Source organism: Actinocorallia longicatena (assembly GCF_039534125.1).
Lineage (GTDB): Bacteria > Actinomycetota > Actinomycetes > Streptosporangiales > Streptosporangiaceae > Actinocorallia > Actinocorallia longicatena.
Genome location: NZ_BAAAUV010000003.1, coordinates 22,692 through 35,091 on the forward strand (window position 1 = coordinate 22,692; position 12,400 = coordinate 35,091).

Below are 12,400 nucleotides of genomic sequence, written 5' to 3' on the forward strand. Positions count from 1 at the left end.
TCCTAGTAGACCGGCTGTTCCACATCGATGCCCCGGTGGCGGCCGTCCGCGGCCTCGGCGGCGATCCGCGTGTGGGGATGGTCGGGTCCCAGCGTCTCTCCCAGCCCCCTGAGAGCCAGCCGGGCCAGGTCCGCGGCGGGTCCGTCCTCGCCGTCGCGGGACAGGCACAACGCGTGGTTCAACGCCGCGGCGAGCGCCATCGGATGGTCGTCGGCCAGCCGGGACCGCAAGCCTTCGTAGGCGGCCTCCGCGTGCTCGCCCGCCTCATCCGGACGCTCCGACGTCAGCAGGTACAGGGCGAGATCGGTGCGGCAGATCAAAGTGAACGGATGCTCGGCGGAGTAGAGGCGGCGGTAGCCCTCGTAGGCGATCTCCGCGTGTTCCAGTGATCGGTGGTGATCGCCCTGGAGCCGCAGGTCTCCCGCGTGCCCGAGCCGGCAGGCGAGGGTCCCGACATGGTCGCCGCCGTAGGCGCGCTCCAGCCGGGACAGCGTGATGCGGCTCAGCTCCGCCGCCTGGTGGAGGAAGCCCCGGTCCTCCTGGTGCTCGCCGGTCATCCGGTAGGTCATCGCGAGGCTCCGGTCGGTGCGCATGGACTCCACATGGTCGCTCTCGCCACGCGAGCGCAGCGCCGAGGACGCCTCGGCCAGCCAGCGCAGCGACTCATCCATCTTGCCCAGATACCGGTAGATGTCGCCGAGCCTTCGCGACGACCGGCATGTGGCGATGGCCGAGGACCCGAGCAGCCGTTCCCTCCGGGAGTGGTTCTGCAGCTCCCTGCGCAGCGCCTCGTTGAGGTCGCCGGCCAGGATCAGGGAGATCACCAGATTGTTCGCGGAGCTCTGGGTCACCGGATGGTCGATGCCGAACGTGAGCAGGCAGCCCTCGTAGGTGGAGTAGTCCTCGGCGCGGGCGTCCTCGAACTCGCCGAGCATCCGCAGGTCGGCGGCGAGGCTGTTGGCCGTGATGAGGGTGCGCGGATGGAACTGGAGCAGCGCCCGGCGCTGGAGCTGCAGGGTCTCGCCGTTCAGGCGCCGGGACTCCGCGTGCTCGCCCAGGGCGCGATGCAGGTTGGCGAGTCCTCCGTTCAGCCGCATGAGCACGGGGTCGTCCTGGGCGAACAGCTCCAGCCAGCGGGCGCGCAGGTCCGAGGCGAGCGCGCGGCCGATCCGCCAGTTGTGGAGATCTCCCGAGCGCCACAGGTGGTCGACCTGGCCGCAGAGCCAGCGCCGCACCTCATCGGTCGTCCCCTCGGCCGCGCCGGCCGGCCCGAGATGCCGCTGGAGCTCGGTGTAGCGGTCCCGCCGGTCGGCGTCGCTCATCTGCTCGTCCACCGGAGCGTAGGCGGCCAGGACCGCCTGGACCCCGGGACGCGCCTCCTCGGTCCGCAGGACGTCCTGGACCAGCCGGTGCATGCGGAGCATCCCGCCGGGCGCCTGGTTGTAGGCGGCCAGCTCCAGCCGGGCGACGATGTGGAGGACCTGGTCGAGCCGGAGAACGTCCTCGAGATCGGAGTCCTCCTCGGCGATCAGCGCGACGAGGTTCCGCGAGTACAGCAGCCGCGGCGAGATCCCCTCGGGTGACAGATGGGCGGCCACGTCCAGCAGACGCCGGATCGCCGGTCCGAGCGTCTTGATCGTGAGCTGTTCCAGGGTGAGCCGGACGGCGGTCGTCACGGGGTCGCCGGAGCTCTCCCTGTTCCGCCGGTAGTCGGCGAGGTACTGGTGCAGGGCGTTGCTCCGCGCCCTTCCCCGCCACTCGCCCATCTCCTGGAGGAAACGGATCCGCTCCTTGATGCACGCCAGGGCGAGCCGGACGGCCAGGGGGACGTCGTCGAGCAGGTCCAGCAGCTCGTCCTCGCCGGGGATCGGCAGCGTGTCGAGGAACTGGCGGATCAGCATGATCGAGTCCGGGCGCGGGAACCGGCCGACGGTGGCCCCGCCCGGCCCCGCCGCCCGGGTGGTGATGATGACGTGCCCCGAAGCCGTGCTCTGCGGCCGCAGCAGATCGATGGAGGACGGCCCGTCGTCGACGTTGTCGTAGACGAGCAGCCAGCTCGTGTAGCGGACCCCCTCGTTGAGCTGCTCCTGGAGGAACGCCACGGGATCGGCCGCCGCGGCCCCGCCGAGCAGCCGGGCCAGCTCGACCAGCGCGCCGCGGGTCCGGTCGTGGCTCTCGGCGGGGATCCACCACACGACGTCGTAGTCCGAGGCGAACCGGTGGGCGTACTCGAGGGCGATCTCGCTCTTGCCCGAGCCGGGATCCCCGCTCAGCACGTACGGCCGGGGCGGGGAGTCCGGGGCGGGCGTCCGGCGGAGCCCGTCGCGCAGCCGTTCGAGGTCGACGTCGCGTCCGACGAACGCCGGGTCCCGCGGCGGGATCCGGAGCAGCGCGGGCCTGCGCCGGGGGAACCGCACGCTCGGCCCGCCGGGCTGCTCGGCGGGGGGCTCGCCCCCGGGGGCACCGAGGATCCGCTCCCGCAGCCGGGCCGAGGCGTCGGCCTCGCCGAGGCCGCGCAGGTCGACCAGCAGGTCGGGTTCCGAGGGGCCGAAGGAGGCTCCGTTCCCGACCTTCACCCCCAGCACGAGCGGTGGAAACACGGACCCGCCCGACGGGGCGGCGCCGAGGAGCGGCGGGGAGGGATCGGCCGAGCCGATCACCACGAGGACGTCGTCCGGGCCGAAGCGCCCGTTCGCCGGCAGCCGGACCCGCAGGCCCATGCGCACGAGCTCGGCGGCGACCCAGTCGGCCCACACCCGGTCGATCGGCGCGTAGACGAGCCCGAAGGTCCGGTCGGGCTCGGGCTGGTCCCCCAGGCCGAGGGCGATCTTGTACCGGTCGCGCAGGGACTCGCCGAACTCCCCCGTGAGGGGGGCCCGGAGGACGAGCTCGGTCAGCCGCCGGTAGCAGGAGACGGTCCCGGCCCCGGGCGGGTCGAGCAGGACGGCCAGGGTCGTGTCGTCCGGATGCTCGGCGTGAGGGGGCAGGATCGCCTTTTGCCAGTAGTCCTCTTCGTCCGTTTCCGCGACGTCTTCGAGCGCCCAGGAGAAACGCCGCCTCGCGAGCTGGAGATTCGCCTGCTCCGTCTGCTTCCGATGTTCCTGAGCCGGTGCGGCGACGGGCAGGAAACGGATGTCGCGCGCCGCGGTGTTGCGCAGATGATAAGCGACGCGTTCGATCCGCTGTATGGTCCGGGAATCCAGTGGATACAGCAGGACCAGAATGTCGATGAGGTCCGCGAGAATCGCCGAGACCAATTCGGACGATCCCGGTGGAGCGTCGACCACCACATAGTCGTAACCGGAGGACAGGAAAGACTTCCGGAGCGCGCGGATGAAGGCCGAATGGTCGATCCGCGGCGGCGCGCTTCCGGGTTCTTCGGCCCCCGCTGCCCCCGCGGCCTCCAGGAGGTCGACCGTGCCGTCGGCCCCCGTCAGGATCGGCACGACGAGGTCACCGAGCGCGGGCAGGGCACCGGCCGTCGCGAAGTCGAGCGGCAGGTCCGCCCCGCCGCGCCGGACGGGCCGCGCGAACAGCGGCGCCAGAAGCGCCCGCAGATCCTGTGCGGACGGGTCGAGCCGGACGACGAGAACCCGGTGTCCGGCCGCGCCCAGCAGAAGCGCGATGTTCGCCACGGCCATTGCGCGGCCGGGGACGCCGGAGTGGGAATAGAAGGTCAGGACGCTGGTAGAACGTTGGCGCTCATCAAGGCTCACTACCGGTCTCCGCCAGGGCGTCGGGGGAGAAATTAGTATAGCCAGGACGGGCCCTGCCGGGCCGTGCCGGACGACTCAAATATAGGACTCGAAGCCGGAGAAGGGTTCGGTTTCGGAGAGGCACTCCAGCTTGACCCGTCTCAGCGCACGAGAGACCACCGAATCGGGAAGCGCCGCCAGGTCCTCGAAAGATATTTCGGTCAGGTCCAATAGCTCGGACACGTAGTCCTCATCAGCCACGCTCGCCCCCCTTTCATGATCTCCGATCATAGCGGTGCGCCCCGCCCGGCGCCGCCATCTCCCGAAGGGTCCTCTCACACCGATCGCGGAACACGAACCGCGCCTTTCCCGCCGACTGGATGGAACGGACAATGGCTGCGACTTCGGATGGGCGGGCGGCTCGGCCGTCAGGAGTCGCGGCCCAGTTCGTCGTGGACGGCTTGCAGGGCCTGGACGCTCGCCGCGGGATCCAGGGCCGCGGCGGACAGCCCGTCCATGATGCGCCGGTGCTCGGCGACGTCGGCGGGCTTCTCCAGGTAGAGGGCGCTCGTGATCTGTTCGAGGTAGACCAGGTCGGTCATGCCGTCCTGCACGAAATGCAGGATGGAGAACGCGCATCCGGCCGCGGCCTGCCGGGCGGCCTCGAACGGGACGACCTGCAGGGTGAGGTTCGGCAGGTTCGCCATCTCGATGAGGCGCCGTATCTGGGCGCGCATGACCTGATGGCCGCCGAGCGGACGCCGGAGCGCGGCCTCGTCGATCACGAAGTGCAGGTCGAGGCCGTGCGGCCGGGTCAGCAACCGCTGCCGGCGCATCCGGAGTTTCGTTCGCCGGTTCAGCTCGTCCTCGGGGGCGTCGGCGTACCAGAGGGAGACCACGGCTCTCGCATAGTCCTCGGTCTGCAGAAGGCCGGGGATGAACTGCACGTCGTAGCCCTGGATCGTGGTGGCGACCTCTTCCAGGCCGATGTAGATCTCGAACCAGTTCGGCAGGACGTCGCCGTACCGGTGCCACCATCCGGGCACGTTCGCCTGGCGGGCGAGGACGAGCAGGGCCTCGCGCTCGTCCTCGTCGTGCAGTCCGTACAGGGTGAGCAGGTCGTCCACGTCGCGCTCCTTGAAACCGATGCGCCCGGTCTCGATGCGGCTGATCTTGGACTGGCTCGCCCGGATCCCGTCGCCCGCCTCCTCGGCCGACAGCCCCCTCGCCTCGCGAAGCCGGCGCAGCTGGGCGCCGACGATGATGCGCAGCACGGTCGGACCGCCGGATGCCTGGAAGGGCAGAATCCGGGGGTCTCCGCTCTCGGGTCCGGTCACTGGGGGCTCCTTCGCCTCGCGGCTATGACGCGGTCGGCGGACGTCGGCCGTCCGGGCCGGGACGGGCCTTGAGCCGGCGCAGGAACAGGGCCATGTCGGCCGAGGCGTAGACCAGTGCGGCGCCGTCGGGGTGACGCGAGTTCCGGACCGCGACCGATCCGCTCCTCAGGCGACGGATCTCCACGCAGTTCCCGGCCGGATTGCTGGCACTGCTCTTCCGCCAGCACTCCTCCGCTCCATGGTGGATCATCACGCTCTCACCCACACCGGCAACCCTTCCGCACCCGCCGTCGCACCCTGCCCCGACCGGGACGAGACCAAGATCGTCTCACCCTGCGACGCCACCAACACACCCTACACACTGCATATGCATCGCCCTGCAAATCCTGTGCTGATGCACTTGCTTATGCATATGCATCTGCGGGACCATGCTTTCAGCGATGAGTTGAGAGACGGGTGATCTGGATGGCTCTCCGACCGGCCGATCCGCCACCGAGCTCGAGCGGCCTTCGGACCCACCGGAACCGGCCGGTGCCCCACCGGCACCGGCCGCACCCGTCCCCGCAGACCGTCCGCCCCTTCCTGCCGGCCGGCTCGGCGGACGGTCCCGCCCACGGGCTGCGCCCGCGCATCCACACCACCATGCTCGCGGTCGACATCTGCGCCTTCGGTGATCCGCGCCGGGACGACACCGCCCAGCTCCGCCTGCGCCAGGAGATGTACGACCGGCTTCGCGACGCCTGCGGCCACGCCCGCCTGCCCTGGCAGGACTGCCATCGCGAGGACCGGGGCGACGGCGCCCTGGTCATCGCGCCTCCGGAGACACCGACGGAGCGCCTCCTCGACCCGCTCGCGCGGAACCTGGCCGACGCGCTACGCGACTACAACAGGCGGGCCCCCGACCACATGCGGCTCCAGCTCCGCCTCGCGGCCCACAGCGGCCTGATCAACCGCGACGCCTACGGTGTCACCGGCCAGGCCCTCGTCCACCTCTTCCGCCTCCTCGACGCCCGCGCCTTCAAGAAGGCGGTCAAGGACTCCGGCGCCTCCTTCGGCATGATCATCTCCGAGCGCTTCTACGGCGACGCCCTCAGCCACGGCGGACTCCCCGCCCCCGCCGACTACCAGCCGATCTCCGTCAAGACCAAGGAAACCCGCACCCGCGCCCACCTCCACATCCCCGCCGGATAGCGGACAAACGAAGTCATGAAAATGTTAGTGAGCGCAAAGTAGCCACAATGAGCGGCGTGCTCTCTTTCCGATGTAACAGCAGGTTAGACGCCCAGGCTGCGGCCGATGATCTCCTTCATGATTTCGGTGGTGCCGCCGAAGATGGTTTGGATGCGGGCGTCCTGGTAGGCCTTGGCGATGGGGTATTCGGTCATGTAGCCGTAGCCGCCGTAGAGCTGGACGCAGCGGTCGACCACGGACTTGAGCATCTCGGTGTTCCACCACTTGAGCATGGCGGCGGCTTCCGGAGTGAGGGTGCCGGCGTTGTCCTCGAGGATGCACTGGTCGGTGAAGGCGCGGGCGACCGTGATCTCGGTCTTCATCTCGGCGAGCTTGAAGCGGCTGTTCTGGAACTTGCCGATGGGACGGCCGAAGGCGGTGCGGGACTTGCAGTACTCGAGGGTCTGCTCGAAGGCCGTCTCGGCGCCGGCGAGGGCCGTCGCGCCGATGCACAGGCGCTCGCGGGCCAGGTTGGTCATCAGGTAGATGAAGCCCTGGCCCTCCTCGCCGAGGAGGTTCGCGGCCGGGACGCGGACGTTGTCGAAGAACAGCTCGGCGGTGTCCTGGGCGTGCATGCCGACCTTGTCGAGGTTGCGGCCGCGCTCGAAGCCCGCCATGCCGCGCTCGACGGCCAGCAGGGACACGCCGCGGGCGCCCGCCGCCGGGTCGGTCTTCGCGACGACGATCACCATGTCGGCGAGGATGCCGTTGGAGATGAAGGTCTTGGACCCGTTCAGGACGTAGTGGTCGCCGTCCTTGATCGCGGTGGTCTTGATGCCCTGGAGGTCGGAGCCGGCGGCGGGCTCGGTCATCGCGATGCCGGTGATCAGCTCGCCGGAGCAGTAGCCGGGGAACCAGCGCTGCCGCTGCTCCTCGTTGCAGAGCTGCTTGAGGTAGCCGCCGTTGATGTCGTTGTGCACCGAGAAGCCGGGGCCGTGGACTCCGGCCCTCGCCAGCTCCTCGTTGAAGATGACGTAGTAGCGGTAGTCGTCGTTGCCCCCGCCCCCGTACTCCTCGGGCAGGTTGATGCCGAGCAGCCCGGCGCGGCCCGCGGCCGTCCAGACGTCGCGGGAGACGACGCCGTCCTTCTCCCACTGCTCGTGGAACGGTGTGATCTCCTTCGCGATGAAAGACCGCACCATGTCGCGGAAGGCCTCGTGCTCTTCGTTGAAGATCTCGCGCGCCACGCCTGCTCCCAGAAGTAAGTGACTACTGACAGGCGCAGAATAGCACTACCCGATCAGCATCCTGGAGCGGGTACTGACGATCTGCCTCGTGACCGGGAAGGTGTGCCACGCGCGCCACTCCAGACCCCGCCTGACCTGGCGGATCATCACCCCGGACAGGGCGTCCGGCTGGCCGGGAAAGCCCGCCGCGAGGGTGTCGTCGCGGCCGGACAGGTAGCGGCGCAGGAAGTCGACGGCGCGGGTGAAGTCGGCGTAGTCGCGGCGGTAGACGTCGGCGGTGAAGCCGTAGGACCAGCCGCTGACCTCGCGCCGGAGCTGGTAGGGCAGCGGGCCGTCGAGATCGTCGAGCTGGGCGACGGTCTCGACGACCGTCCCGGCGAGGACCTGGTGGCCCGATCCGAGCAGCCGGAGGTCGACCTCCATGCCCGCGACCCGGCGGACGCGCTGGGCCTGGGGTTCCCGGCCCGGTTCGTCGAGGGTGAAGGCGAGTGCGTCGGCGCGGACGTCGGCATGGGGGCGTGCCAGCTCCAGCATCGGAACCTTCCAAACGGGCCGGGGGAAATCGAGGGCGTTGGCCTGCATTGTAAGGACATCGCCGGGGATGGTCACGACCCGTTTAGGAAGGAACATTGACGATAATCGGGCCACCGATATCACCCCGTGGTGACGGAACGCCTGCCGCTCGGCCCGTTCACAGGGTGAGGCGAAGCAGGCGGAGGAGTTCGGTGGACTCGGCCGGGGTGAGGGCGGCGAGGAACTCGCGTTCGGCGGCGGCGCGGGCGGTCTCCGCCGAGTGGAAGCGGTCGCGGCCGCCGGGCGTCAGCTCCACGATGTTCCGGCGGCGGTCCTCGGGGCTGCGGCGGCGCTCGACCACGCCCTTCGCCTCGAGGGCGTCGAGGAGGGCGACCATGGTCGTGCGGTCGACGCCGAGGCGTTCGGCCGCTTCCAGCTGGGAGAGGGGCCGCCCCTCGGCGAGGACCGCGAGGACGGCGAGTTCACGGCCGCCGAGCCCGTGCGGCTCGGTCGCGGCCTCGACGAGCGCGCCCAGCCGCAGCTGGGCGTGTTTCAGCAGGTATCCGAGACGCGAGGTCAGCACTTCCACAGCTCGAATATAGCCGCAGACTGATCGTCAGCACTGCTGACGATCAGCTAGTCTGCACATATGACGCTGACCTTCGGCATGAAGACCACGCCCATGCACGTCCACCACCGCGACATCCTGCGCGCCTGGGAGGACGCCGACGCCCACCCCGAGATCGCCGACGCCTGGCTCTGGGACCACCTCCTGCCCGTCGCGGGCCCGGGCACCGGCCCCGTCTACGAGGGCTGGACGCTGCTCAGCGCCCTCGCCGCCCGGACCGAACGCGTCGGCCTCGGCCTGCTGGTCACCAGCAACCGCCTGCGGGAACCGGCCGTCCTCGGGAAGATCGCGACGACCGTCGACGTCCTGTCCGAGGGACGTCTCATCATGGGACTCGGGGTCGGCGGCACCCGCCAGCCGCCCGGTGCCGGCGGCATGCCCGGCGCCAACCCGGCGATCGCCGAGTACGCCGCCTACGGCCTGCCGCTGCCGGGCCCGGCCGAGGGACTCTCCCGCCTCGCCGAGACGATCGCGATCCTGCGCCACATGTGGTCGGGGCGGGAGTTCGACTTCGACGGCCCGCACACCACCCTGCGCGGCTGCGTGAACTCGCCCGGGCCGGTCCGTCCCGGCGGGCCGCCGCTGCTGCTCGGCGGCTGGGGTCCGCGCATGCTGCGCCTCGTCGCCGAGCACGCGGACATGTGGAACATCCCGGGCCCGCCGCACAACTCCCTGGACTACATCGAGGAGCGCATGAAGATCCTCGACGCGCACTGCGCCGACCTCTCCCGCGACCCGGCCTCGATCACCCGGTCCGTCCAGCTCATCGTCGACTACGCCGACCCGTCCGCGACCGTCCGCCAGGTCCGCGACCTCGCCTCGGCCGGCCTGACGCACATCGTCCTCTCCCTGCCGCGCCCCTACCCGGAACGCCCGGCGGCCTGGCTGGTCGAGGAGATCATCGCCCACGCCTGAGCCTGCGGCCGGCCAGGATCGCCCGGCGGGCTGCCGAAAGAGCCCTGCCTGACCGTCCGCTTCGCCGGGTAAGCCGCACCACCGGGCAAGCCGAGCGCCCAGCCGAAGCGCGCCGCCGGTTCAGGTGAGGCGGGTGACGGCCTCGGCGATGCGTTCGTCGGTCGCGGTGAGGGCTATGCGGACGTGGTGGGAGCCGGCGGTGCCGTAGAAGTCGCCGGGGGCCACGAGGATGCCCAGGGACGCCAGGTGGGCGACGGTGTCCCAGCAGGGTTCGTCGCGGGTGGACCAGAGGTAGAGGGAGGCCTCGGAGTGGTCGATGCGGAAGCCGTGGGCCTCGAGGGCGGGCTTCAGGGACGCGCGGCGGGCGGCGTACCGGGCGTGCTGCTCCTTGACGTGCTGGTCGTCGCCGTAGGCGACGGTCATCGCCGCCTGGACGGGCGCAGGCATGATCATTCCGGCGTGCTTGCGGACCTCGAGCAGCCGCTTGACCAGGGCCGGGTCCCCGGTGACGAACCCCGCACGGTACCCGGCCAGGTTCGACCTCTTCGACAGGCTGTGGATGGCGAGCAGCCCCTCGTGGGAGCCGCCGCAGACATCGGGATGCAGGATCGAGACCGGCTCCTCGCCCTCCCAGACGAGCTCGATGTAGCACTCGTCGCTGATCACGATGACGCCGCGTTCGCGCGCCCACTCCACGACCTTGCGCAGGTGGGCGGCGGGCAGCACCTTCCCGGTGGGGTTCGACGGCGAGTTCAGCCAGACGATCTTCGGCGTCGCGGGGCCGAGCGTCAGCAGGCCGTCGGCGGCGACTCCGGTCGCGCCGACGATCCGCGCGCCGATGTCGTAGGTCGGGTAGGCGAGCGCGGGGAACACGACGGTGTCGCCCGGACCCACGCCGAGCAGCAGCGGCAGCCAGGCGACGAGTTCCTTGGTGCCGATCGCGGGCAGCACGGCGGCGGGGTCGGCCGCGACGCCGAGGCGGCGGTCCAGCCAGCCGGCGACCGCCTCGCGCAGGGCGGGGGTGCCGTAGGTCAGGGGGTAGCCGTGCGCGTCGGACGCGGCCGCGAGGGCGTCGCGGACGAGCTGCGGGGTGGGGTCGACGGGCGTGCCCACCGAGAGGTCCACCAGCCCGCCGGGGTGCGCGGAGGCCGTCTTCTTGAACGGTTCGAGCCGGTCCCAGGGGAAATCGGGCAGCAGCATCTGTTCCTCCTCCTGACATGCCTCTCGGCCGCGCCCCGAGGGGTCGCGGCCGAGAGGTCCAGACGTGTGAAGCTATTCGCCCTGGGGCGGAAGCGCGGCCACGATGGGGTGGTCACGCTCGATCTTGCCGACCTTGGAGGCACCGCCCGGCGAACCGAGCTCCTCGAAGAAGTCCACGTTGACCTTGTAGAAGTCCTTCCACTGCTCCGGGAGGTCATCTTCATAGTAGATGGCTTCCACGGGGCAGACCGGCTCGCACGCACCGCAGTCGACGCACTCGTCGGGCTGGATGTAGAGCTGGCGCTGGCCCTCGTAGATGCAGTCGACCGGGCACTCTTCAATGCAGGCCTTGTCGAGAACGTCCACGCAAGGCTGCGCGATGACGTAGGTCACGCCGTACTCCTCTCAGAACTTCCCGGCCCTAGCCGTCAGCCACGGCTCACCGTAAGCATGTGGGCAATAGTATTGCTGGCGCCGGGTATTCATTTCGACGTGGGGGTGCCCCTTGTCATCCCGTTTCGCCGCACAGCTCGTCGTAACGGTCACGCCAGCCGATGTCGGCCAGCGGGTCTCGCTGCGCAGACGTCTGCCCACGGGAGAGTACAGCGATGTCGTCGGCATCCTCGAATCCTGGTCCGACGGCACCCTGACCGTCCGCAGGCGCACCGACGAGATCGTCACGATCGCCGAGTCCGTCCTCGCCGCGGGCAAGGTCGTCCCGCCGATGCCGCCCCGCCGGCCGCGCACCGCCTGACGTGACGCTCCGTCAGTTCTCGAGGTGCTTCGGGAACTCCGGGACGCGCGGAAGGTCCTTGGAGACCGACATCGGGAACACCGCCGGACGCTTCTCCAGGAACGAGGTGACGCCCTCGGCGGCGTCGGGCGCGGCGCCCAGCTCGGCCATGAGGCGGGAGTCGGCGGCATGGGCCTGCCAGGGCGTCTCGGCGGACAGGCCCGCGTACATGAGGCGGCGGATCGCGGCGACGGCGACGCCCGAGGTGTTGTCGGCGACCTCGCGGGCCAGCGCGTAGGCGGTGGGCAGCAGGTCCTCGGGCTCGACGATCCGGGAGACCAGCCGCCCTTCGAGGGCCTCGGCGGCGGGGAAGACGCGGCCGGTCATCGCCCACTCCATCGCCTGGGAGATCCCGACGACGCGCGGCAGGTACCAGGACGAGGCGGCCTCGGCGACGATGCCGCGGCGGGCGAAGACGAACCCGAACTTGGCGTTGCCGGAGGCGATCCGGACGTCCATCGGCAGGGTGAAGGTGATGCCGACGCCGACCGCGGCACCGTTGATCGCGCCGATGACGGGCTTCAGGCAGGCGGCGATGCGCAGCACGACGGTGCCGCCGCCGTCCCGCGGGTTGCCGTCCTCGAGGAGGTCGTCGCCGAACATGTCGTCGCTGGCGTCCTTGTTGAAGGTCTCGCCGCCGCTCTGCAGGTCGGCCCCGGCGCAGAAGGCGCGGCCCGCCCCCGTGACGACAACGGCGCGGACGGCGTCGTCGGCGTCGATCCGGTCGAAGACGTCGATCATCTCGGCCCGCATGACGTTCGTGTAGGCGTTCATGCGGTCGGGGCGGTTGAGGGTGACCGTCGCGATCCCGTCCTCGACCGCGTAGGTGATCTGCTCGTAGCCCATGATGCCTCCGCGCCTGAAGATTGGTGAGCCAGATTCTAGAAAGTCATTCTAGGCAG

Annotated in this window: 13 protein-coding genes; 3 read left to right on the forward strand and 10 right to left on the reverse strand. The window is 70.3% G+C overall.

The annotated features are described in order from the left end of the window. Window positions 1–2 precede the first annotated feature (2 nt). From fxsT to ABD785_RS05770, 4 genes are all read right to left on the reverse strand, one after another. Window positions 3–3,716, reverse strand: a complete 3,714-nt coding sequence (gene fxsT, locus ABD785_RS05755; protein WP_344822944.1) for an FxSxx-COOH system tetratricopeptide repeat protein — start codon at window positions 3,714–3,716, stop codon at window positions 3–5. A 75-nt stretch (window positions 3,717–3,791) separates the two neighbouring features. Then, complete coding sequence (gene fxsA, locus ABD785_RS05760) at window positions 3,792–3,956, reverse strand: FxSxx-COOH cyclophane-containing RiPP peptide (protein WP_344822946.1); 165 nt, start codon at window positions 3,954–3,956, stop codon at window positions 3,792–3,794. 167 nt (window positions 3,957–4,123) lie between these two features. Next, window positions 4,124–5,032 (reverse strand): helix-turn-helix domain-containing protein, encoded by a 909-nt coding sequence (locus ABD785_RS05765; RefSeq protein ID WP_344822948.1) that lies wholly within the window; start codon window positions 5,030–5,032, stop codon window positions 4,124–4,126. A gap of 22 nt (window positions 5,033–5,054) precedes the next feature. Beyond that, entirely contained in the window at window positions 5,055–5,297 is a 243-nt protein-coding gene (locus ABD785_RS05770) for a DUF397 domain-containing protein (protein ID WP_425547739.1), read from the reverse strand. A gap of 266 nt (window positions 5,298–5,563) precedes the next feature. Between ABD785_RS05770 and ABD785_RS05775 the strand changes: the two genes are divergently transcribed. Next, a complete protein-coding gene (locus ABD785_RS05775; RefSeq protein ID WP_344822950.1) occupies window positions 5,564–6,223 on the forward strand; it encodes a hypothetical protein in 660 nt (219 codons plus the stop codon). Between the two features lie 83 nt (window positions 6,224–6,306). On the opposite strand, the gene ABD785_RS05780 is transcribed toward ABD785_RS05775, so the two are convergent. The 3 genes from ABD785_RS05780 to ABD785_RS05790 all read right to left on the reverse strand — a co-directional run bounded on the left by ABD785_RS05780 (window position 6,307) and on the right by ABD785_RS05790 (window position 8,551). Then, the gene (locus tag ABD785_RS05780) at window positions 6,307–7,449 is read right to left on the reverse strand and encodes an acyl-CoA dehydrogenase family protein (protein WP_344822952.1); all 1,143 of its coding nucleotides are present in this window, start codon (window positions 7,447–7,449) and stop codon (window positions 6,307–6,309) included. Window positions 7,450–7,494: 45 nt separating this feature from the next. Further along, on the reverse strand, window positions 7,495–7,983 hold the full coding sequence (locus ABD785_RS05785; protein ID WP_344822954.1) for a DUF2617 family protein: 489 nt from the start codon (window positions 7,981–7,983) through the stop codon (window positions 7,495–7,497). A 157-nt stretch (window positions 7,984–8,140) separates the two neighbouring features. Beyond that, on the reverse strand, window positions 8,141–8,551 hold the full coding sequence (locus ABD785_RS05790; protein WP_344822956.1) for a MarR family winged helix-turn-helix transcriptional regulator: 411 nt from the start codon (window positions 8,549–8,551) through the stop codon (window positions 8,141–8,143). Between the two features lie 60 nt (window positions 8,552–8,611). Between ABD785_RS05790 and ABD785_RS05795 the strand changes: the two genes are divergently transcribed. Beyond that, window positions 8,612–9,505: an LLM class flavin-dependent oxidoreductase gene (locus ABD785_RS05795; RefSeq protein WP_344822958.1), complete on the forward strand. Its 894-nt coding sequence runs from the start codon at window positions 8,612–8,614 to the stop codon at window positions 9,503–9,505. Between the two features lie 120 nt (window positions 9,506–9,625). Here the strand turns inward: ABD785_RS05795 and dapC are convergent, their stop codons facing one another. Both dapC and fdxA read right to left on the reverse strand, forming a co-directional pair. Then, window positions 9,626–10,705, reverse strand: a complete 1,080-nt coding sequence (dapC, locus tag ABD785_RS05800; protein WP_344822960.1) for a succinyldiaminopimelate transaminase — start codon at window positions 10,703–10,705, stop codon at window positions 9,626–9,628. Between the two features lie 72 nt (window positions 10,706–10,777). Further along, window positions 10,778–11,098 (reverse strand): ferredoxin, encoded by a 321-nt coding sequence (gene fdxA, locus ABD785_RS05805; RefSeq protein ID WP_344822962.1) that lies wholly within the window; start codon window positions 11,096–11,098, stop codon window positions 10,778–10,780. A 112-nt stretch (window positions 11,099–11,210) separates the two neighbouring features. On the opposite strand from fdxA, the gene ABD785_RS05810 reads away from it, so the two are divergent. After that, the gene (locus ABD785_RS05810; protein ID WP_344822964.1) at window positions 11,211–11,459 is read left to right on the forward strand and encodes a putative acetyltransferase; all 249 of its coding nucleotides are present in this window, start codon (window positions 11,211–11,213) and stop codon (window positions 11,457–11,459) included. Window positions 11,460–11,471: 12 nt separating this feature from the next. On the opposite strand, the gene ABD785_RS05815 is transcribed toward ABD785_RS05810, so the two are convergent. Next, window positions 11,472–12,344, reverse strand: a complete 873-nt coding sequence (locus tag ABD785_RS05815) for a crotonase/enoyl-CoA hydratase family protein (protein ID WP_344822966.1) — start codon at window positions 12,342–12,344, stop codon at window positions 11,472–11,474. Window positions 12,345–12,400: the final 56 nt, after the last annotated feature.

Coding starts and splice junctions, on each gene's coding strand:
- ABD785_RS05785 (WP_344822954.1), bottom strand. CDS start 7,983: ATGCTGGAGCTGGCACGCCCCCATGCCGACGTCCGCGCCGACGCACTC.
- ABD785_RS05815 (WP_344822966.1), bottom strand. CDS start 12,344: ATGGGCTACGAGCAGATCACCTACGCGGTCGAGGACGGGATCGCGACG.
- dapC (WP_344822960.1), bottom strand. CDS start 10,705: ATGCTGCTGCCCGATTTCCCCTGGGACCGGCTCGAACCGTTCAAGAAG.
- ABD785_RS05795 (WP_344822958.1), top strand. CDS start 8,612: ATGACGCTGACCTTCGGCATGAAGACCACGCCCATGCACGTCCACCAC.